Source organism: Kitasatospora sp. NPDC096147, from assembly GCF_044763225.1.
Classification (GTDB): domain Bacteria; phylum Actinomycetota; class Actinomycetes; order Streptomycetales; family Streptomycetaceae; genus Kitasatospora.
On sequence record NZ_JBIWFX010000001.1, the window covers coordinates 186813 to 208333 of the forward strand.

Sequence of the window (21521 nt, forward strand, 5' to 3'; positions counted from 1 at the left end):
TGCTCCCGCCGGGAGGTTATGGGAGATCCGGCGATTGGCCAAGGGCCCGGAACGAAACGGTTCGCAGGGCCCGGCACCCGCTCCGACCTGGTGAAACACCGGCCGAATCAGAGCGTCGGATTCCTGTTATCCGGACCGTTCCGCTTGGTCTCCTGAGGGACGGCTGCGGCTCCCGGCCGCAGCCGCCGGCGGCGGACGTGGCGGACGGCCCGGCCCACCGTGCTGGGCCGAGCCGTCCTCCTGTTGCCGGGCGGATCGGGTTACCCACGATCCGGTCCGCCCGGAGTACCACGGTGGTGCGGGGTCGGGTCAGAAGCTGGTGGTGACCGTCGCTCCGCTGAACGCCTGCTGGCCGTAGAGGCTGATGTAGTTCCAGCCGGCCTGCGGGTTGGTGATGGTCAGGGTCTCGGCGTTGGTCGGGCCGGTCGAGCGGGTGTAGTACGAGGTGTTGGTGGCCCAGTTGTTGTAGTTGTAGTACAGGTCGGCGTTGCCGGTGCCGCCGCTGCTGGTGATGGTCAGCTTGGGGGTGCCGGCCGGGAGGTAGACGTACAGGTAGGAGATGCCCCCGGCGCCGGCCGACAGGTTGGACCGGCCGCAGTTCTTGTCGAGCTGGCGGCTGTCCGCGTTGGTGCACTGCGGCACCGGCGGGTTGCTGAGGCTGCCGCAGTTGCCGGCGTTGCAGGCGGTCAGCCAGTTGTAGAAGTCGGTGTCGTAGCGGGTGCCGATGGTCGACTTCAGGTAGGTGTAGGCACCGGCGTAGTCACCGGAGCGGTACTTGGCGAGCACGGCGTCCACGTCGGAGCGGTGCGACTGGAGCATGTAACGGGTCGCCAGGTAGCCCCAGTTGTACGTGCGGGTCTGGTCGGTGTTGTCGTAGGTGGTGTCGAACAGGGTGGAGAGCGCGTACCGGTGGGTGCCCGCCTCGGTGATCGCGTCCGAGTAGGTGACGCCCCGGTAGTGGTAGGAGACGTACTCGGCGAAGCCCTCGACCCACCAGATGATCGGCTTCACCTGGCCGGCGTCGAAGTCGCCGTAGGTGTCGTAGCGGCCGTCCAGGTAGTGGGTGTACTCGTGGTTGAGGTTCCAGATCTCGAAGGTCGGGCGGACCCACTCGGCCTCGTAGGCGATGAACCGGGCCTGGTTGCCGGCCACCTCGGGCTTGCCCTCCAGGTACATGCCGCCGTTGTCGGTGTCGATGCCGTAGATGATCCCGGCGTAGGTCTGGTAGTCGCTGCTGGAGTCGAAGACCGAGACCTCGAGGTTGGTGTTGTTGTCGTTGGCCACCGGGCCGTTGTCCCGGACCACGTTGTGGAAGAACGCGTCCTGGTTGGCCAGGCTGGTGCAGGTGGCGGTCAGCTCGGTGGAGCTCATCTGCTGGGCCGCGATCTTCAGGCTCGGGCTGCAGGTGTAACGGACCGTCAGGATCGCGGCCTTGACCCGGTTCGAGAGGTCGCAGGTGCCGTAGTACGAGCAGTTGGCGGCGTCGTACTCGCTGGCCATCTCGGCCAGGCCGGCCCAGAGCGCGGCGGTCCGGCCGGTCATCTGGCTCTGGTCCAGCAGGTGCTTGACCAGCGGCCGGGCGGTCGGCTGGATCGGGGTGTCCTTGAGGAACCGGCCCAGCTCGCGACCGGCGTTGGAGACCAGGTAGCCGGTGTCGCCGCCGAGCTTGGAGTTCCACTTGGTGGCGAAGGCGTCCATCTGGGTCAGCACGCTGGTGTCGTTCTGCACCGCCGTGACGAACTCCGGCATCTGGTGGCCGCGCCAGAGCACCGTGTAGACGTTGTTGACCGCCGCCTTCATGCCCCAGTACGCGTCGTACGAGGTGCCGTAGTTGTTCAGCAGCCGCTTGACGACGTACAGGTAGCGGGCGTTCTCGCCGGAGCTGTCGATCAGCGTGACGGCCTCGCTGAGGATGTCGCCGTTGGCGTCGCTGACGTCGCCGGAGCGCGCGGACGCGTAGAAGGCGTCCAGCGCGGGCCGGATGGCGTTCTTCAGCGCGGTACCGTAGCTGCCGACCGACGCCGAGTCGTAGAACTGCACGTAGTAGCCGGCGCGCAGGTAGAGCACCAGCTGGGCGGTGGACGTGGTGTTGTTGCCGGGGTAGTTGACCGCCACGTCGCGCAGCGCGTTGGCGATGGTGACCATCTGCGCCTCGCGGAACGCCTTGTTGGCGTCGGTGCCCTTGAGGGTGAACAGCGTGTTCACGCAGTCCACCGTGGCGCCCTTGACCGCCGTCACCAGCGCGCTGCCGGTGCGGGAGGTGAAGTCCGAGGTGTTGCAGGCCGCTGCGGCCTGCGCGCTCGGGGCCGCCTGGGCCTTCAGCTTGGTGGTCGCCGCCTCCTGGGTGCGGGGGGCGGTGTGCGGTGCCCGCAGGCTGAGGTCGAGCTTGGCCTCGTCCTCGGCGTGCGCCACCCGGTCGCGTGCCGCGGTGGCCGTGGCCGGCTGCGGCGCGAGGCCGGTCTTGCTGCCGACGCTCGTCGAACTCGGCGCCTGGAACGGGCTGTTGGGGGCAGCCTGGACTTGGGCCGAGAAGGCGCCGAGCGCCATCGTGCAGGAGAGTGCCGCAGTGAACAGCACTCTGGGCATGCGTGTGAAGCGCATGGTGGGAGACCTCCGACAGCAGTGGGGGGTGCTGGGTGACATGTACCATTGCACGGATCTTGGCTGTACAGGAAGGGGATAACCCCCAACTTGTCGGGGCCATAACAGCGTTAGCCCTCGCCGCCGGAGGGGTACCCCGGACGGGGCGAGCGGGCTGCCGCGCACCGGGGCACCCGGCTCACGCACCACCAGCCGGAGTCGCTCGACGGCGCAGCGCGGCGCGTTCGAGTCCGCGCGCCTGGTGCGCGAGGGGCTGGAGGCCGGTCGGACAAGGGCACGCAGCGACGAGTCGAGCCGGGCGGCGGGGCACGCAGCGACGAGTCGAGCCGGGCGGCGGGGCACGCAGCAACGGGGCGCGGCGGTGGCACCGAGCTGGTCCGCGAGCAGGACGAGCGGCTCGCCGAGGGCCGTCGGGGGCGGCGCTGCCATTGGAGGTGCAGGTGTGCCAGCGGGCCACCCGGATGCCGGGGCGGCGGCGTGGACGCTGTACGCCGGTGCGGGCCTCGGGCCGGCGGCGACCGCTCGGACCCTGGGGTGGGGCCCCGGCCGTTCGTCGGCTGGACCGATACCTCAGCAAGGGCAGCGGCTGCCTGGCGTGGAGGAGCGGCACCACGGTCCCGTTCGCGAACCCCACCCCACGTCTCCGCGTGTCCTGCGGGCCGCACGGGAGCCGACCTGACACGGGGGCCGGGACCGCCCCCGCCCAACGCGAGCCGTCCGGATCCCTGCCGTGGTGGCGGGGATCCGGACGGCGATCGAGGACGGCGGGTTCAGGACCGGATGCTCACCCGTGCCGGCCGCGACGTACGCGCCGTCGGGCCAGGTACAGGCCCACGCCGGCCACCGTCAGGCCGAGCGCGTACCAGCCGAGTTCGGCCACCTGGGCGCCGGTGTCGGGCAGCGGCGGCGCACCGGGGCCCTGCGGGTGTCCTGGGGTACCGCCCCCGTCGTGGGGGGTGACGGGGGCGAGGGCCGTCGCACTCGGGGACCCGCTCGGTGCGGGCGACGACGACGGGGACGCCGTGGTGCTCGGGGATGCACTGGGTACGGGTGTGGACGGTGACGGGGACGGGGAGGCCGTGACGATCGGCGGCACCGTGGTCACCGTGGCGGTGGACGGCGGGGAGGTCACCGGCGGGCCGGCGGGCGGGGTGCCCGTCGCCACGGCCGTGTTGGTGATCCGCCCGGCTTCGAGATCCGCCTGGGTCACCGCGTACGAAGCGGTGCACGTCACCGACGCACCCGGCGCCAGGGACGCCGCGCCGACCGGGCAGGTGACGGCCGGGCTCGTCCCCGTCCCGGAGAACGCGGTCTCCGTGACCGCCACGTCCGTCAGGGTCACGTTCCCCGTGTTCGTCACCACGAAGGAGTACGCCACGCTCTGACCCGCGGCCGTGACCGTCGCCGGGCTCGCCGACTTCGCGATGGTCAGTGCCGGGGTCGGCTCCCCCGGCACGCTCGCCGAGGACGGCGGGGAGGTCACCGGCGGACCGACCGGTGGGGTGCCCGTCGCCACGGCCGTGTTGTCGATGGTGCCGCGGTCGATGTCGGCCTGCGTCACCGTGTACGACGCCGTGCAGGTCACCGATGCTCCCGGTGCCAGCGAGGCCGCGCCGGCCGGGCAGGTCACCGTGGGCGCGGTGCCGCTTCCCGTGAAGGCCGTCTCGTCGGCGGAGACACCGGTCAGGGTGACGTTCCCCGTGTTGGTGACCAGGAACGCGTAGGCGAGCGTCTGCCCCGGCGCCGTCAGCTGCGCGGCGTCCACCGACTTCACGATCGTCAGGGCGGGCGTGGGCATGGCGATCACGACCGCGTTGGAGGGCGGGGAGGTGACCGGCGGGCCGGTCGGCGGGGTACCGGTCGCCACGGCCGAGTTGGTCACGCTGCCGGCGTTCACGTCGGCCTGGGTCACGGTGTAGGAGGCGGTGCAGGTCACGGCCGCACCGGGGGCGAGGGAGGCCGCCCCTGCCGGGCAGGTGATGGCCGGAGCCGTGCCGGTCCCGGAGAACGCGCTCTCGGTGACGGCGACGCCGGTCAGCGTCACGTTCCCGGTGTTGGTCACCAGGAACGCGTACGCGACGCTCTGACCGGCGGCGCTGACCGTGCCCGGGTCCACGGACTTCACGATCGTGATCGCCGGCGCCGGGGTGGCCGTGACGATCGCGTCGGAGGGCGGCGTGGTGACCGGCGGACCGGTCGGCGGGGTACCCGTCGCGACGGCCGTGTTGGTGACCTTCCCGGCGTCGATGTCGGCCTGCGTCACCGCGTAGGTCGCCGTGCAGGTGGTCGCGGCACCGGGCGGGAGGGTCGCGACCGGGCAGCCGATGACCGGCGGTGTGCCGGTGCCGGAGAACGCCGTCTCGGTGACCGTCACGGTCCGCAGGGTCACGTTGCCGGTGTTGGTGACGAGGAAGCCGTACGTCACGCTCTGGCCGGCCGCGGTCACCGTGGTGGGGTCGGCGGACTTGACCAGGGTGAGCGCCGGCGCCGGGGTGTTCGGGACGTGCGCGGAGGAGGGCGGGGAGGTCACGGGCGGACCGCCGGGCGGGGTGCCGGTGGCCACGGCCGTGTTGTCGATGGTGCTGCGGTCGATGTCGTCCTGCGTCACCGTGTAGGTGGCCGCGCACAGGACGGACGCCCCGGGGGCGAGTGAGGCGGCGGCGGGCGGGCAGAGCACCGTCGGCGCCGGGCCGCTCCCGGTGAACGAGGTCTCGGAGACGCCGACGTCGGTGAGCGTCACGTTGCCGGTGTTCGTCACCAGGAAGTCGTAGCCGAGGACCTGTCCGGCCGCCGTGAGCCGGGAGGCGTTCACCGACTTCACGATCGTCAGCGCGGGGTTCTGCGCGACGGGCGTGTTGGTGAGCGTGCAGAGGACGGCCGGGCTGTTGAAGCCGTCGACCGTCGGCGGGAACGGCAGGGTAAACGTGCTTCCGCTGCCCGAGGCGACCGGCGCGTTGCCGTTCGCGGTGTCGACACAGCCGTAGGTCGTGGTGTAGTTCGCGAGGCTGCCGCCGGCCGCCCCACTCTCCCCGAGCGTGTACTGGGTGCCGGAGACGGCGATCAGCGGTCCCGCCGAGACGGGCTGGACGCCGGTGGCGGTACCGGTGGTCGTGGCGGTGTTGCCGTCGTCGATGCCGCCTCCGGTGATCGACAGCGTGAACTGGTCGTTCGAGGCGGCCGAGGAGACGAAGCGGCCCACGACGTCCTTCTGCAGCTCCACCGTCGGGTTGGTGGAGCAGGCCCCGAGGTCGACCGAGAGGAAGGCGTTGTCGGAGTACGGCTTCGGCCCGTTGATGAGCGCCCCGGAGTTGGGGTCGAGCTCCTTCAGGAAGGTGCTCGAACCGTCCGTGTACTCGACGAAGAGGTGGCCGCCGTTGTCGAACGCGATCCCGTTGTACGAGGCGGAGCCCGGGTTGTCGATCACACTGACCGTGGTGGAGGTCAGCCGGGTACCGGTGGCCGACCCGGTGGTCGGCAGCGGGCCGTCGACCCGGCCGATGGCGGCGGTGGTGCCCAGCGAGCTGAGGGCGTAGAGGTTGCCCGCCGCGTCGAAGGCGAGGTCGCCGTTGGAGCCGCCGGTGGCGCTGATCGGCAGCGGGAAGGTCGCGACGATCCCGGGGATCGCGGTGTGGGTGGTGGTGTCGAAGCCGTAGAGGGTCGCGGTCCCGTTCGTGTAGTCGGCGTAGTAGTAGATGCCGTTGGCGGGGTCGATCGCGCCGGCGACGAAGTTGTCGGCCGGTCCGGTCGCACTGCCGGTGTACGTGGTCCAGGTGTCCGTGGCCGTGCTGTAGCCGTAGAGGTCGACCGAGCCGGCGGCCAGCGGGGTCTGCCGGACGAGGTACGCGGCTGTGCCGCCTCCTCCGATGCCGAGGGCGTTGGCGAAGCCCGCCCCGGGGACGGTGCTGACCGCCGTGGCCGTCACGGTGGCCGGCGTGGAGCCCGCCAGGCTGGGCGCGCTGAGCGCCAGCAGCGTGCCGTTCGCCGTGGCGTTGGCGCCGCGCTGGTAGGCGTAGATGACCCTGCCGGTGCAGTCGAGCGAGTCCCCCGGGGCCCTGCGCTCGGGCACGGTGCTCGTGGTGCCCGGGGCGGGGGCGGAGCGGGCAGTGCCGTCCGGGGTCTCCGATGCCCGGGCGGAGGGCACCGGCGCGGTGGCGCGGGCGGCGACGGCCGACCACGAGGGCTGCCCACCAGGCTCAGCGGAGGCCGACGCCGAGGCGGACGGCGCTCCCGGGGCACTCGGGGCGCTCGGGGCCGGGGACTCGGCCCGGCCCGGGCCGACCTCGCCGGGCGCGGCACGCCGGGCGCGCTGCCCGGTGGCCACGGCGCCGTTCCACTGCAGGACCACCAGGCCGTTGCCGCCGGCTCCCCCGGCGACCTCGGCGGTGCCACCGGCGGCGGTCCCGGTGACGTACTGGATCTCGTCGCGGTGCGGGGCCTCGGTGGCGGCCCGTGGCTCCGGAGCAGCGCTGCCGCCGTCGGCCACCATCGAGGACTTCGCCGAGCGCCCGTCGGGGCCCGCGCCGCTGTCGGCGATCCGGACCTCGGAGTCTCCCCCGGCCTCGCTCTCGTGTTCGGGGGCGCCTTGGGCGACAGTGATCGCCGCCCGGCCACCCGCGCCGGGGGTGACGGCCAGGACCTGGCCGGCACCGACGGCGAGCTGCCCCGTGGTGTACCCGCCCGAGGCGCCCGTCCGCTCGCGGTTCGCGCCGGCGCCCGCGCCCCAGACCTTGGCGGACACGACGGAGACGCCTTCCGGCACCGTGAAGAGCTGGGGTTCGTCGCCGTACCCGAAGGCCGCGCAGTGCGCGAAGCCCTGGTCGGCCGCGCACTCCGTGGCCAGGGTGGCGGCATGGACTGACGGGCTGTCGGACAGGGCACCGAGGGCCGAGGCGGTCAGCACGGAGGCGATGACCATGCCGGTCAGCGACCGCCGCGCCAGGGCGGCGAGGGAGCGGCCTCGCCGGGCACGGCCTTGATGTGGGGACATCCGGAACTCCCAGGAACGGGGCTGCGCAGAGCGGCGACGATCGCACTGATTTGTACGATCAGCCGCTTATCCCACTCCCATGTGGGATTCGAGCCCCCGGAGCGCTCCCGTCATCCGTCCAGCCCAGGAAGAGAACCGCCAAGGCCGACATCCCGTCAGATCCGGCCGGTGGCCGATCGGCCGCGACATCAGCCCACCGGTGAAGGACCCGTTCCTCGGGAGGCGGTCAGGTGTGGGGCACGTCGATCTCGGCCCAGACGGTCTTGCCCGACGGGTGGGGGGTGGCGCCGGACCGGTCGGCGATCGTGCGCACGATGTGGAGACCGTGGCCGCCGGGAGTGGCCGGCCGGTGCGGTCCGTGCAGGGCGGGTAGGGTCCGGGAGGCGTCGCTGACCTCGACGCGCAGCCGGGACTCGGTCAGCTGGAGTACGAGCTCCTCGGGACCGTCGGCGTGCAGCAGGGCATTGGCGACGAGTTCGGCGACCAGCAGCACGATGTCGTCCGCTCCCGGCCACGACCAGTCGGCCAGGGCACCGGCCGTGAACCGCCGTGCGCGGGTGACCGGCCTGCTCTGCCCGGCGAGCAGCACGGACCGGCGCTGGCCGCCCCGCGGCACCGTCAGCTCGGTACCGGGCCGGCGGTCGTCGAGGGCCTGCCGGCTGATGGTCATTCGGTCGCCCCTTCGAGTTGACGGTCCTCGCCGCACCGCCTGCCCGCTGCGCCGCAGTTGATGCGGACGGGCGGCACGGCCCGTCCGGGCCGGACGGCGAGCGCGGACAGGGGTCAGCACACTTCCTCGACCGCTTCCCGGACGGTGGCGTACAGGTCGAAGGCGGTAGCGGCCCCGGTGATCTCCAGCAGTCGCTTCACCGGCTGCGACACCGCAGCCAGCCGCAGCCCGGTACCGGTGGCGAGCGCACTCGCCCGGGCGACCAGCAGCATGTTCAACCCCGAGGAGTCACAGAACGTGACGTGCTCCAGATCGACCACGACCAGCCGGTTCCCGCGCAGGCCGCTGTCGAGGGCCTCCTTGGCAGGCTCCAGCGATTCGATGTCGAGGTCCCCGGCGATGCGGCAGACCAGGACGCCTGCACCGCCCGGGCTCAGCTCGGTGCCCGGGCCGCCCTGGAGCACGGCCGCAGCGGCCCGGGCCGACGTGATGGGGTCGTACGACTTCATCTTCGACGCCTCTCACCTTCTGGGTGCCGGTCTGTGGCCGGGTGTGCGGGCCGGAGCCGCTCAGGCTGCGTCGAGTCCCTGGCGCAGGTGCTTGAGGATGCGGCTGAGGAGACGGGAGACGTGCATCTGCGACAGGCCGAGGCGCTCGCCGATCTGGGACTGCGTCAGTTCCTCGGTGAAGCGCATCGACAGGATCAGGCGGTCGCGCTCCGGCAGCGCGGCGATCAGCGGCTGGAGCGAGACCAAGCTCTCGACCATGCCCAGACGGTCGTCGGTGCCGCCGATCCGGGCGGCGATCGCCCCCGGGCCGTCGTCGTCCGGCCCGGCCGGTGTGTCGAGGGAGTCGGTGCTGTGCGCGTTCGCGGCCTGGAGTCCTTCGATCACCTCCTCCTGCGCGATGCCCAGGTGCTCGGCCAGCTCGGCCACCGTGGGTGCCCGGTCGAGGCGCTGCGAGAGCGCGTCCTGGGCCTTGGCCAGGGTCAGGCGCAGTTCCTGCAGGCGCCGGGGCACGTGAACCGCCCAGGTGGTGTCCCGGAAGTGCCGGCGCAGTTCGCCGAGGATGGTCGGGATGGCGAAGGTGGTGAACTCCAGGCCCCGTTCGGTCTCGAAGCGGTCGATCGCCTTGATCAGGCCGACCGCGCCGACCTGCATCAGGTCCTCGGTGTTCTCCCGGTGCGAGCCGAAGCGGCGTAGCGCGAAGCGCACCAGCGAGAGGTTCAACTCGACCAGCGAGGACCGCACGTAGGAGTACTCCCGGGTGCCCTCCTCCAGGGCGGCGAGGCGCACCAGGAGCACCCGGGTCAGGTCGCGGGCATCTGACGGCGCGACCTCCGCGAGGTCACCGAGCTCGGCGAGCTCCGGCGCGACCTCCCGCGGACTGCGCGCGGGTGTGACGGATGTGCAGTCCCTCGTCCGGGGCCCTGCTATCAGCAGCGGGTCTGCGCTCACGCCCATGTCGGTCCTCTCCCACAGCAGCACGGTCCGGACACGCCTGCCCCGTCCCGCCCTCCCCATGCCGCCCGGTTCCGTGAAGGAGTCATGGAGATCAGGTGCCCAGGAGGAGCGGCCTTCGCGAGCGCGTACCGACGGCCCGTCAACTCTGCCGCATGACCCGCACCGCGCGTGTCCGAGCACGGCCTGAGGGCCCGTCACCGGCCTGTGGCGGTGGCTCCGTCGGGTGGCCAACGGGCCCAACTGCCGGTCCCGGGCGACTACCTGACGGTGAGGCTGCCGGCCATGAAGGGATGGATGTCACAGAGGTAGGGGTAGCCCCCCCGGAGCGGTGGGGGCGGTCAACGTCGCGGACTTCCCCCCGTCGATGCGACCGGTGTCGAACGCCTTGCCGGTGGCGGTGACGGTGTGCGGGGCACTGTCCTGGTCGGTGACCGAGATCCGGGTGCCGGGGGCGACGGTGAGGTCGGCGGGGACGAACGCGAAGTCCCTGATGGCGATGTTCACGGCCGCCGTGGGGTCGGCGGGTGCGGACGGAGCCGGTTCGGCCGTGTTGGTGGAGGGGTCGCGACGCCGCCGGAGCTCGAACAGCCGACTGCCACCATCAGCCGGGCGGTGACCGCGGCGGCGGTCAGGGATCGGAAGGGCGAGAGGTCGGCCAACTCGTCCGACAAGGGGGTGTCGATGCGCCGATCCTCAGCCATCACGCCCCCATCTCCTCCGGCACCCGCCCACCACGGACGCGTCAGCCACTGCTGCGGCCCGCCCGGACCGGCGGATTTGCCCGCCGGACCCAAGGCTCACCCGTGCGGGTGATATCGCGGCCATGCCCGTGAACCGGAATTCTCGGACGGAATCGGGGGCGCTATTCGGAGCCGTCAACAGGGCGGATTGGTACCGATTCCGGAGCCATTCCGAAAGGGCTGCGGGTGACCCCGAACAGGGATCACCCGCAGTCACGAAAACGGAGGGAAATCAGAGGACGATGACGATTCCGCCGAGCCCGTACCAGAGGCCGTGGTAGTACCAGCCCCAGCCCCACCCGGGGTAGTAGCCCCAGTGGCCGTGGCTGGTGACGCTGACGCTGATGTGGCTGGTACTGGCGGTGAACTGCTGGTTGTAGCCGGTCGAGTAGGAGGACGAGGAGCTCGTGGAGACGCTGACCGAGCGCGCCTGGGCCGCGTCGGCGGACGCGGCGGTGGCGAGCGGGACGGCTGCCGCCGTCACCGCGAGCGAGCAGGCGGCAATCGCCCGCGCGAGGTTTCTGGTCATTGTTGGTCACCTCGAAAAAGGGGTCGGGTCTTTCCCTTCGTCAAATCTATGGCGAGCTCCTCGGAAAGGCCAGCCAGCAGAAATCGAATTCGCCTGGGCCCACTCCTCGGAGATTTCAGGACAGGTACCGGCGGTCTCCCCCGAGGTGTACGTAGAGCTCGGTCCAGCGGCGGTCCACGTCCGTGGGCGGTGCACCGTCGCAGTAGGGCTCGGTGCCGTGGGCGGTGTAGAAGCGCATCATCTCCAGCACCGCGCGCGGGTCGGCCTGCTGCCCGGCGGTGTACGCGGTGCCCGGCCGCTCACCCTGGTGCGGGAGGCAGGTCGGTGACGGCGTGCCGGGCCGGGCGTCGAAGCGTCCGTCCGAGGCCGGGCCGCAGGCGGCAAGCAGCGGGGCCAGGAGGACGGCCAGGCCCAGGGCACGGAGGAGGCGGGCGTTCACGGGGATTCGTCTCCGATCGCGATCGTGGTCACAGCGCGGCCGGCAGGCTGCGGACCACGAGTCCGAGCCCGACGGTCAGCACCAGCAGGGTGGTCAGCAGGCCGCTGTACGGCGCCAGTTGACGGACCGCACGGGCCACCGGTCCGTCCTGCACGGCGCCCAGCCGGTCGCCGACCCGCACCAGGAGCAGCCCCACCGCCGTCAGCGTCGCCGCCATCCCGAGTCCGTACGCCAGCACCAGGGTGGCACCGAACAGGGTGCGGCCGAGTGCGACGGCCCCGAGCAGCACCACCAGCGCGGACGGGCTCGGGACCAAACCGCCGGCGATCCCGAGTCCGATCAGACGGCCCCGGGACGGGGCGTCGGGACCGTGGTGGTGGTGATGGTGCCCACCGAACCAGCCGTGCCGGTGCCCGTGGTCATGGCCGTGGTGGGTGTGATCGTGGTCATGGCCGTCGTGCCCGTGCTCGTGGTCATGGCCGTGGTGGGCGTGGTCGTGGCTCACGGCGACAGGCGTCCGCGCCGCGTGATCGTGATGACCCACGACCGCAGCAGCGTGCGCGAGTTCCCGGTGCGACCCACCCGCACCATGGCCCACGTGCCCGTGCCCGTGCTCATCCCCGTGCCCATGACCGTGCTCATGCCCGTGGTGCCCGTGCCCGTGATCGTGCCGGTGCCCACCACGCGGCAGCCGCCGGACGGCGTCGCGCAACAGACTCACCCCCACCGCGACCACCAGGAGCCCGCTCACCACGCCGAGCCACCCGAGGAGTTCATCCCCCGCCAGCGACGAGAAGGCGGTCAGCGACAGCCCGATCACCAGCACTCCGGCCGTGTGCGTCCCGGTGACGGTCGCTCCCACGATGACCGCGTCCCGGGTCCGGCCGTGCCGCCCCGCCAGGTACGCGGCCATCACGGTCTTGCCGTGCCCGGGCAGCAGCGCGTGGCCGGCACCCAGCACCAGGGAGAGCAGGACGGCCAGCAGCCCCAACGGGACGGTGAGCCGCTGCGCCGCGCCGAGCCGCGCGAGCCGCGCGTCGAGGCCGGCCAGCCAGGCGGCGGGGCCCGAGCCCGCGACCGTGCCGGCGATCGCCCGGGCAGCCGAGCCGTCGCCACCGCCGGGCCGGAGCCGGAAGCGGGCGTGCGTCACACCGCTGGGTGTGTCGAGCAAGTCCCTCGGATAGTCACGCAGTTCGTCGGAGACCGACCGCTCGGGCACGTCGGAGTCCTCGACCGTCACGCCCTCGCCCCGGGCGGTGATCTCGTGCCAGCCGACCCGGGCCGGATCGTTTCCGGCGATCGCACGGATCTCCACCCCGCCGTCCGGGAGCGGCAGTTCGGCGTGCAGCCGGCACTCCACCCGGCTGCTCCGCAGACCTGCCGCACCCTCCTGGTACCCGAACCGGGCCGAGTCGGTGACCCAGGACAGCACAGCCGGCCCGGCGCTCACCCGAAGCGCCGCCGAGGTCCGGGCGCACTGGGCGTCGGCCCAGGCGGCCCGCTCGGTCTCGTCCGCGGTGCCGTCACCGTTCGCATCGACGCGCGACTGCTCCTGAAGGGTGGGGATCTCGGCCGTGTCGGTGAGGGCCAGCAGGTCGAGCCGCTCGGGGTGGGCGGTGAAGCCCAGGTAGTGGTTGACGGAGAAGTTCCCCAGCGGGTGGGCCTGGGCCACCGGAGCGGCGAGCCCGAGCAACAGCAGCGCACCGGAGGTCGCCGCAGCTGTCCGGGCAAGGGGTCGTGGCACGGGCACGGTGGTCCTCCGAGAGGGCTGGCGCCGGGGCCGGGGAGCCCTCGACGGGACGGCCGGGGCCGTGACCGGCCCCGCGCCCACGATTCGGGGCCGGTGGGCCACGGATGGCCACGGCCGTCCCAATGGCCCTGAAGGATCACCCGCCCGGCCCAGACCCGGAGGACATGTCCCACCGGCTCGTACATCCGCCCGAGCAGCTCGCCGAGCACACCCGGCCCGGCTGACACGGGCTCAGGGTCGGTCCTCCGCACGGCCGTACGGGTGGCACGCCTGCGCCGTACGGGTGGCCGGGCCAAGCCGTGCTGCGCCCACGGCCGAAGGTGCGGCGGGATGCCTCAACAGTTCGAAACCACCCGGCTCGCCCCGCATCCCCGGCTCCGCACCCCGACGGTGCGGGGCCGAAGCACCCCACGAACGAGAAACGGACCCAGATGAGCGTCAAGCGCCAACGTGCCCGCACCAGCTCCGCCGCCCGCTCCGCAGCGGTGCTGACCGCCATGGGCCTCGCGCTGGCAAGCACCACCCTGCTCGGGACCGGTGCGGGCGTCAGCACCGCCTCCAGCCACCGCGAGGCCCCGCTGATCGCCGCCGACCCGCAGGTCGACAACACCGACCTCTACGCCTTCACCAGCCCGGACGCCCCGGACACCGTCACCCTGATCGCCAACTGGCTGCCCTTCCAGGAGCCCAACGGCGGGCCGAACTTCTACCCGTGGGCGGAGGGGGCGCACTACGACGTCAACATCGACTCGCAGGGCACCGGCAAGCCCGACGTCACCTACCGCTGGACCTTCCACACCGAGGACGCCCGCGGCACCGACACGTTCCTGTACAACAACGGACCGGTGAACAACCTCACCGACCCGACGCTGCTGTTTCGTCAGTACTACACGCTCCAGGAGCTCCGGCCGGACTGCGACCCGGTCACCCTGGTCGAGCGCGGCCAGGTCGCCCCCTCGCACACCGGCCGGGCCTCGATGCCCGACTACGGGAAGCTCCGCGACCAGGCCACCGTGCAACTCCCGGGCGGTGGCAAGACGGTGGCCACCCAGGCGGCCGACCCGTTCTTCCTCGACCTGCGGGTCTTCGACCTGCTCTACGGCGGCGACCTCTCCGAGGTCGGCCAGAACACCCTGGCCGGCTACAACGTCAACTCGGTGGCGCTGCAGATCCCGAAGAGCCGCCTGGCCTACAAGGGCGACCCGACCCGCAACCCCGTGGTGGGCATCTGGTCCAGCACCGAGAAGCAGACCCTCAAGCTCAGCCCCGGCAAGGCCGATCCGGTCGGCAAGTTCGTCCAGGTCTCCCGCCTCGGCAACCCGCTGGTCAACGAGGTGGTACTGCCCTCCGGCCTCAAGGACGCCTTCAACTCCCTTCCCCCGTCCGAGGACCACAACCAGCCCGCCGTGGTCGCCCGGGTGCTCGAACCCGAGGTGCCCAAGCTGGTCCAGGCGATCTACGGGCTCCCCGCCCCGGCCACCCCGCGCACCGACCTCCAGGAGATCTTCCTGACCGGCATCGCCAAGGCCGCCAACGGTCCGCTCGCCGTCGACCTCAACTCCCAGCTGATGAACCAGGACATCGACCCGAACCGCTTCGTCCCCGCCGAGGAGCTGCGGCTCAACCTGACCACGCCCGTCACCCCGAACCCCGACCGCCTCGGGGTCCTGAACGGCGACTTCCAGGGCTTCCCCAACGGCCGCCGCCTCGGTGACGACGTGGTGGACATCGCCCTCCAGGTCGTCGAGGGTGCCACGCCGGGCAACTTCGTCCAGGCGCTCGCGGCGGGCGACAAGGTCAACACCACCGACAAGCCGTTCGGTGCCACCTTCCCGTACCTGGCGCTGCCCTACGACAAGGCCGTGAACCGGGCCGGCTGACCGGAACGGCGGTGCGGCCGGCCCACCCGACCGGGCTGCGACCGGCCGGCCGCACCGCCGCCCCACCCCGCCCCACCTCCGCCCGACCTGACCCGACCCGACCCCGAAGGCTCCCGTGCGCCGCCTGCCCCTCCTCCTCACCGCCCTCGCACTCGCCGCCGGCCTGACCGCGCTCGGCGGCGTCGACCGGCCCGAAGCCGGCCACCGCGCCCCAGCCCTGACACCGCCTCAGCCCACCGACGCCGCCACCGCCACCGACCCGCTCTCCCGGGCCATCGCCGCCGACCGGCAGCGGCTGCGCCGCCGGCCCGAGGACGCCTCCACCCTGGCCCGGCTCGGCACCGAGTACGTCGAGCAGGCCCGGCTCACCGCCGACTCCGGCCTCTACCCCCGGGCCGAGCAGGCGCTCCGGAGCTCCCTCGCCCTCACCCCGCAGGGCAACGTCGAGGCCCTCACCGGCCTCGGTGCGCTGGCCAACGCGCGCCACCTGTTCGACCAGGCCCGCGACCACGCCGAGCAGGCCATCGCCGCCAATCCGGCCCACTGGCCGGCGTACGCCGTGCTGGCCGACGCCCGGACCCAGCTCGGCGACGACACCGGGGCCACCGAGGCCGTCCAGCAGCTGCTCGACCGCCGGCCCGGCACCGCCTCCTTCACCCGCGCCGCCTACGAGTTCGAGCAGCACGGGCGCCCGGACGAAGCCCGCTCCGCCCTCGGCCAGGCCCTGACGTCCGCGCAGTCACCGGCCGACCGGGCCTTCTGCCGCCACCAGATCGCCGAACTCGACTGGAACGCGGGCCACTTCGAGGAGGCACTGACCGGCTACCGGCAGGCCCTGACCGACGACCCGGCCCACACCCCCGCCCTGGCCGGGCAGGCCCGGGCCGAGGCGGCCCTCGGCCGGACCGAGGAGGCCGTCCGCGACTACACCGCCGCGATCGCCCGCGTCCCGCTCCCGCAGTACCTGCTGGAGCTCGGTGAGTTGCGGGAGGCCACCGGCCACCGGGCCGAGGCCGAGGAGCAGTACCGGGTGCTCGCGGCCGAGCAGCGGTTGGCCGCCGCCAACGGCGTCAACGACGACCTCGCCCTCGGCCAGTACGAGACCGACCACGGCGACCCGGCGCGGGCCGTCGCGCTGCTGCGCGCCGAGTGGTCCCGCCGGCAGCACGTGCTGGTCGCCGATGCCCTGGCCTGGGCGCTGCACCGCACCGGGGCCGATGAGGAGGCACTCGGCCTCGCCGAGCGGAGTCTCCGACTGGGCTGGCACCACGCCCTGTTCGACTTCCACCTCGGCGAGATCGAGCGCTCCCTCGGCCACCCGGACCGGGCCCGCACCCACCTGGCCCGGGCCCTCGCCACCAACCCCGCCTTCCACCCCCTGCACGCCGCCACCGCCCGGGCCGACCTGGCCTCGCTCAGCCGCTGACCCGGGGGTGGCCGTACCACTCGGCCGGCCGGATCACCGGTGCGTCCCCGCCCGGACGACGGGCGAGCAGCTGGTCGACGCCCATCCGGCCTTCGGAGAAGGCCAGCGAACTGCCCGCCAGGTACAGCTCCCAGATCCGCACCGTCACCCGCCCGACCAGCCGGACGAACTCGTCGTGCCGCTCACGCAGCACCGCGGCCCAGTCGTCGATGGTCCGGGCGTAGTGCTCGCGCATCGCCTCCACGTGCACCACCTCCAGCCCGGCCCGCTCCAGCAGCGCGGCGGTCTCGCCGACCGGCCGCATGTGCATGTCCGGGGCGATGTACGTCTCGATGAACGCCCCGCCGCCGGGAGCGTCCGCTCCCCTGGACATCTGCTGGACCAGCAACCGGCCACCCGGGCGCAGCAGTTCGTGCAGCCGGCCGGCGAAGGCCGGGTACTCGTCCCGGCCGACGTGCTCGCCCATCTCGATGCAGCTGACGGCGTCGTGTCCGCCCGGCTCCAGGTCGCGGTAGTCGCACAGCCGCACCTCCACCAGCTCCGCCAGCCCTGCGGCGGCGATGCTGTCGGTGGCGAAGCGGTGCTGCCGGGCCGAGAGCGTGACGGCGGTGACCCGGGCCCCGTAGTGGCGGGCGGCGTGCCGGGCGAGGCCGCCCCAGCCGCAGCCGACGTCCAGCAGCCGGCTGCCCGGCCCGAGCTCCAGCTTCCGGCAGACCAGGTCGAACTTGGCCTGCTGGGCGGCCCGCAGGGTCTGCTCCGGTTCGGTGTAGTAGGCGCAGGAGTACGCCATCGCCGGCCCGAGCAGCAGGGCGTAGAAGTCGTTGGAGAGGTCGTAGTGGTGGCTGATCACCGCCCGGTCGCGGGCCCGGCTGTGCAGGGCGCCGCGCAGCCCGGCCCGCCCGCTCGGGCGCGGCGGCGGGGCGCCGATCGCGCCGAGCCGGGCCGCGGTGGCCAGCAGGCCGGGCAGGTCCCGGGCCGTCAGCCGTACCGGCGGACGGCCCGTCAGGTCGCGCCGCAACTGCGCCAGGACCGACGCGAGGTCGGCCTCCACGTCGATCTCGCCGAGGATGTAGGCGTCCGCCAGGCCGAGTTGGCCGGGCTGCCAGAGCAGCCGCCGCACCGCCCGGGGGTGGCGCAGCACCACGACCGGGGCGTCCTCGGGGCCGGTGACGCTGCCGTCCCAGGCCTTGATGCGCAGTGGCAGCGGCCCGTGCAGCAGTTCCTCCAGCGCCCGCCCGAGCACGGCCGCCACCGTCCTGCCGCCCCCGGCCCGCCGCCGCGCGGGCGCTCGCCCGCCTCCCGGTCCGGGCCCTGCCGTCGTGCTCGTCGTGCTGGTCGCACTCATCCGCCGCTCCGTCGTCCTGGCCCACCGGGGTGGACCGGCCTCTTCCGTCAGCAGCGGTTCGGCGCCGGGGGGCCGGTGGATTGGTCGGCGGATGCGACGACGGTGCGGGTACGGCCCACTCGGGGGTCAACTCCCGGCCCGGCCGCACCACACCGAGACCGGGTCGGCGACGGGCTCGCCCCGCACGTGGTCGTCGTCGCGTTCCAGGCAGAGCGCCGTCCCGTCCGTCGCCAGGACGTCGTACCGGCCGCCCTCCGGTGTGAGCAGGGCACCGAGGTCGGTACGGAACTCGGGCCAGGTCAGCCGCACCGCGACCACCATCGGACCCTCGGCGAAGACCACGGTCAACTCCGCGTCCGGCCCGGTCAGGGCGGGGGCCAGTTCCCTGACGGCCGCTTCGAGTCCGGCGAAGGGCACCACCCGGTCCGGCGCGCGGTCGGGGGCGGCCCGGCGCGCGGCCGCCGTCGCCGTCGGCGGCCCGAGCTCCACCAAGGGCGCGGGCGCGTCGCTCAGCGCGGCACCGAGCAGCCGCAGGGGCGCGTCCATGTGCTCCGCCCACCACTGTGCCAGCCCGTCGGCGTACTGCCGGAGCTCCCGCTCCGCCCGCCACCGGGCCGGCCGCTCCCGGGCCTCGGCCCGCTCCTCGGGCTGCCCTCCGCGTACCGCCATCCCCGTGCTCCGCCTTCCGACCGCCGCGCCCTACCCGTTCCACGCGCCCCGCGCGCGAACCACCATTCTCGCCCCGGCTCCGGGCCGATCCCTGCCCCGGCCTCCGTCACGCGGGTACTGTGACCCCATGACGCTGCGTCAACTGGACCCGCTGCTGCTCGACGCCGACCTCGCGGACTGGCTGGAGGCCACCGCCGCCAAGTCCGGCCTCAGCACGGCCGAGTACCTGACCGGCCTGGTCGCCGCCGACCGTCGGCACGGCGACGAGCAGGACCGCGCCGACCGCGCCGCCGCCCTGGTCCACCGCCGCTGGGTGGAGGCCGGCCGGCCCACTGCGGACGGGCTCGCCCTGGACGAGGTCCTCGGCCCCTGAGGACGTGGACCCGTCGGGCCAACCGGCCGACCGGGCCCGCCCGCTGAGGGTCGGTCAGCTCCCGCGCCCCGCGCTCCGCCGGGACCGCCACCCGACCGGGGCACTCCCCCGCAGCCACCGCCGCACCCCTCTGGCCGAACTGCTCCGCACCCGAAAATTCCCGCCCGCGACCCCTCCTCCGGCTGCCATGCTGTGCGGGCACCGCCGTCGTCACTCCACCGCGCGCCCGCCCGAGGAGCCGTCATGCCCCCCAGCCCCGCCCCGCTCCCCGAGCTACCCGCCTGGCCCGCGCTGCTAAGGGAGTTCGGCCGTCCCGCCGCCGCGCTGGCCCGGCCCCGTCCCGACTGGCTGGCCGTCGCCGGACACGCCGGTACCGACGGTCTGACCTACCAACTCGACCTGGACTACCACCAGGACCGCACCCTGCTGGCCCGGGTCACCACCTTCCGGGTGCCGCCGCCGCACCACCGGGTGTACTTCACCCCCGTACCCGCCTCCCTGCTCCTGGACTTCCTCACCGAAACCGCGCCGACCGGCCCCGGCACCCCGTCCGGCGAGCCGGTGGCCGGCACCGGGTGGCTGTTCGTCGACGGCAGCGCGCTGGAGGGACTGCGGCTGACCCACGGCGAGTACGTCCTCACGGTGGCCACCGTCGCCACCGAGATCGTGGCCGTGGCCAGCAGCGCCGACCTGCACGACGAGGCCGTCCACCTGACCCTGCACACCCCGCCGCTTCCCGGGTGACGCTGCGCCCCCGGGCCCGGCCCGGGCGGCCTCCGCAGACCCCGCCACCCTGACGGCCCGTCCGATCACCGAACTCCCGTTCCCCCGGGCGTGGTCGACCGTCCGGACGGTCAGCTCCGGCCGGTGGGCGAGGCCGCCCGCCGCTCCCGTCGATAAGCCCCGGGCGGGGCGCCGAAGTGCCGTTTGAACGCCTTCGCGAACGCGAACTCCGAGGTGTAGCCGGCCCGCTCCGCTACGGTGCCGAGCGGATCGGCGCTCTCGCGCAGACTGCGCGCCGCGACGGCCATCCGCCAGGTCGTCAGGTAGCTGAGCGGCGGCTCGCCGACCACCGTACTGAACCGCCGGGCGAACGCGGCACGCGACAACCCGGCGCGGCTGCCCAGCGATTCGACGGTCCAGGGGTGGCCGGGGTCGTCGTGGATCGCCTTCAACGCCGGCGCGATCAACGGGTCGTTCAGGGCCGAGGCCCACCCCCGGGTCCGCTCCCCCGGCAGCTCGGCGTACCAGGACCGCAGGATGTAGAGCAGCAGCAGGTCGACCAGCGCCGTGACCACCGAGTCCGAACCCGGCTGCGGCCGGTGCATCTCGGCACAGAGCTGGTCGACCGCCGATCGCAGCGCCGGATGCCGCCCGGGCCCGGCCGGCAGGTGGATGACCTCGGGGAGGTCGCCGAGCAGGGGGTGCGGCCGGGCGACGTCCAGGTGGTAGGCCCCGCAGACCAGCACGCTGCGTGCGCCGTCCTCCGCTCCCTCGATCGCGAACCGGCCCAGCGGCGAGGAGCGGTCGACCCGATCGGGTTCGAAGGCGACCGGCGTGCTGCCGACGGCGTCGCAGATCGCGTGGTCGGTGCCGCGCCGCAGGAACACCACGTCACCCGGCCCCAGCTCGATCTGCTCGCCGCCGACCGGCAGCAGCAGGCACCGCCCCTGGACCACGACGTGGAATCCGGCTCCGGAGACGGGCTGGAAGCGGACGCCCCACGGCGCCCGCGCGTCGGTCCGGACGACGGACGGGCGCCCCGTACGCAGGGCCGCGAGGGTGTCGCTGAGGATGTCCACGCGTCCACCCTAGTGGGCCCCCGGCGAGACGATCGGACAGGGAATCGAGAGTTCCGGCCATTCATCGTCTCTCTCGCTCCCCGTAGCGTCCTCCTCATGAACGACAACACCCCGCACACCACCCAGCACACCACCCAGCGCGTCATCGTCATCGGCGGTACGTCGGGCGTCGGCTTCGCCGTCGCCCGCGCCGCAGCGGACCGGGGCTCGGACGTGGTCGTCGCCTCCAGCAATCCGGAGCGGGTCGACCGCGCGGTGCAGCGGCTCGGCGGCCGGGCCGAGGGCGTCACCCTGGACGTCGCCGACGACACCGCCCTCGCCGCCTTCTTCTCCCGGATCGGCGAGTTCGACCACCTTGTCTACACGGCCGGCGAGCCCCTGGTCCTGAAGCCGCTCGCCGACCTCACCGGCGCGGAGGCCCGGACGTTCTTCGAACGCCGTTTCTGGGGCGCCCTGTTGGCCGCCAAGCACGCCACGCCGCACCTCCGTTCCGGCGGCTCGATCACCTTCACCTCCGGCGCCTTCGCCACCCGCCCCGCGCCCGGTACCTCGCTCGGTGCCGGCATCACGGCGGCCGTCGAGGGCCTGACCCGGGCGCTGGCCGTGGAGTTGGCACCGCTCCGGGTCAACGCGGTCCGCCTCGGCGCGATCCACACCGAACTCTGGGACAGCACCGTGCCCGATCCGGAGGCGTTCCTCCGGGCCCAGGGCAGCGCCCTGCCCGTGCAGCGGGTCGGCACTCCCGACGAGGCGGCTGCCGCCTACCTCCACCTCCTGCACAACGGCTACGCGACCGGCACCGTGCTCACCCTGGACGGCGGCGCGTCACTCGCCTGACCCGCTCCCC

General features: G+C 73.3%; 17 protein-coding genes. 5 read left to right on the plus strand and 12 right to left on the minus strand.

The genetic code is table 11. The annotated features are described in order from the left end of the window. Positions 1-309: 309 nt before the first annotated feature. From ACIRBX_RS00755 to ACIRBX_RS00795, 9 genes are all read right to left on the minus strand, one after another. Positions 310-2586, minus strand: coding sequence for a M9 family metallopeptidase (locus tag ACIRBX_RS00755; RefSeq protein WP_402292907.1), 2277 nt, complete (start codon positions 2584-2586; stop codon positions 310-312). 799 nt (positions 2587-3385) lie between these two features. Beyond that, a complete protein-coding gene (locus ACIRBX_RS00760; protein ID WP_402292908.1) occupies positions 3386-7588 on the minus strand; it encodes a beta strand repeat-containing protein in 4203 nt (1400 codons plus the stop codon). Between the two features lie 226 nt (positions 7589-7814). Beyond that, positions 7815-8258 (minus strand): ATP-binding protein, encoded by a 444-nt coding sequence (locus ACIRBX_RS00765; RefSeq protein ID WP_402292909.1) that lies wholly within the window; start codon positions 8256-8258, stop codon positions 7815-7817. A 113-nt stretch (positions 8259-8371) separates the two neighbouring features. Further along, positions 8372-8767 (minus strand): STAS domain-containing protein, encoded by a 396-nt coding sequence (locus ACIRBX_RS00770; protein WP_402292910.1) that lies wholly within the window; start codon positions 8765-8767, stop codon positions 8372-8374. 60 nt (positions 8768-8827) lie between these two features. After that, positions 8828-9721 carry a SigB/SigF/SigG family RNA polymerase sigma factor gene (locus ACIRBX_RS00775; RefSeq protein ID WP_402292911.1) on the minus strand — a complete coding sequence of 298 codons (894 nt, stop codon included), beginning with the start codon at positions 9719-9721 and terminating at the stop codon, positions 8828-8830. A gap of 297 nt (positions 9722-10018) precedes the next feature. After that, positions 10019-10225 carry a hypothetical protein gene (locus ACIRBX_RS00780; protein ID WP_402292912.1) on the minus strand — a complete coding sequence of 69 codons (207 nt, stop codon included), beginning with the start codon at positions 10223-10225 and terminating at the stop codon, positions 10019-10021. Positions 10226-10693: 468 nt separating this feature from the next. Next, positions 10694-10990: a hypothetical protein gene (locus tag ACIRBX_RS00785; RefSeq protein ID WP_402292913.1), complete on the minus strand. Its 297-nt coding sequence runs from the start codon at positions 10988-10990 to the stop codon at positions 10694-10696. 115 nt (positions 10991-11105) lie between these two features. Further along, positions 11106-11429, minus strand: coding sequence for a hypothetical protein (locus tag ACIRBX_RS00790; RefSeq protein WP_402292914.1), 324 nt, complete (start codon positions 11427-11429; stop codon positions 11106-11108). 28 nt (positions 11430-11457) lie between these two features. Further along, entirely contained in the window at positions 11458-13173 is a 1716-nt protein-coding gene (locus ACIRBX_RS00795; RefSeq protein WP_402292915.1) for a high frequency lysogenization protein HflD, read from the minus strand. Between the two features lie 437 nt (positions 13174-13610). Here ACIRBX_RS00795 and ACIRBX_RS00800 point away from each other — a divergent pair, with 437 nt between their 5' ends. Beyond that, entirely contained in the window at positions 13611-15059 is a 1449-nt protein-coding gene (locus ACIRBX_RS00800; protein ID WP_402292916.1) for a DUF4331 domain-containing protein, read from the plus strand. A gap of 115 nt (positions 15060-15174) precedes the next feature. Next, positions 15175-16485 (plus strand): tetratricopeptide repeat protein, encoded by a 1311-nt coding sequence (locus ACIRBX_RS00805; RefSeq protein WP_402292917.1) that lies wholly within the window; start codon positions 15175-15177, stop codon positions 16483-16485. Here the strand turns inward: ACIRBX_RS00805 and ACIRBX_RS00810 are convergent. Both ACIRBX_RS00810 and ACIRBX_RS00815 read right to left on the minus strand, forming a co-directional pair. After that, positions 16475-17830, minus strand: a complete 1356-nt coding sequence (locus ACIRBX_RS00810) for a class I SAM-dependent methyltransferase (RefSeq protein ID WP_402292918.1) — start codon at positions 17828-17830, stop codon at positions 16475-16477. The genes ACIRBX_RS00805 and ACIRBX_RS00810 overlap by 11 nt on opposite strands. A 126-nt stretch (positions 17831-17956) precedes the next feature. Then, on the minus strand, positions 17957-18499 hold the full coding sequence (locus ACIRBX_RS00815; RefSeq protein WP_402292919.1) for a hypothetical protein: 543 nt from the start codon (positions 18497-18499) through the stop codon (positions 17957-17959). A 127-nt stretch (positions 18500-18626) separates the two neighbouring features. Between ACIRBX_RS00815 and ACIRBX_RS00820 the strand changes: the two genes are divergently transcribed. Continuing rightward, positions 18627-18872: a hypothetical protein gene (locus ACIRBX_RS00820; RefSeq protein ID WP_402292921.1), complete on the plus strand. Its 246-nt coding sequence runs from the start codon at positions 18627-18629 to the stop codon at positions 18870-18872. A 243-nt stretch (positions 18873-19115) separates the two neighbouring features. Further along, a complete protein-coding gene (locus ACIRBX_RS00825; protein ID WP_402292922.1) occupies positions 19116-19616 on the plus strand; it encodes a hypothetical protein in 501 nt (166 codons plus the stop codon). Between the two features lie 110 nt (positions 19617-19726). Here the strand turns inward: ACIRBX_RS00825 and ACIRBX_RS00830 are convergent, their stop codons facing one another. After that, positions 19727-20674 carry an AraC family transcriptional regulator gene (locus tag ACIRBX_RS00830; protein WP_402292923.1) on the minus strand — a complete coding sequence of 316 codons (948 nt, stop codon included), beginning with the start codon at positions 20672-20674 and terminating at the stop codon, positions 19727-19729. Positions 20675-20770: 96 nt separating this feature from the next. On the opposite strand from ACIRBX_RS00830, the gene ACIRBX_RS00835 reads away from it, so the two are divergent. Further along, positions 20771-21511: an SDR family oxidoreductase gene (locus tag ACIRBX_RS00835; protein ID WP_402292925.1), complete on the plus strand. Its 741-nt coding sequence runs from the start codon at positions 20771-20773 to the stop codon at positions 21509-21511. Positions 21512-21521: the final 10 nt, after the last annotated feature.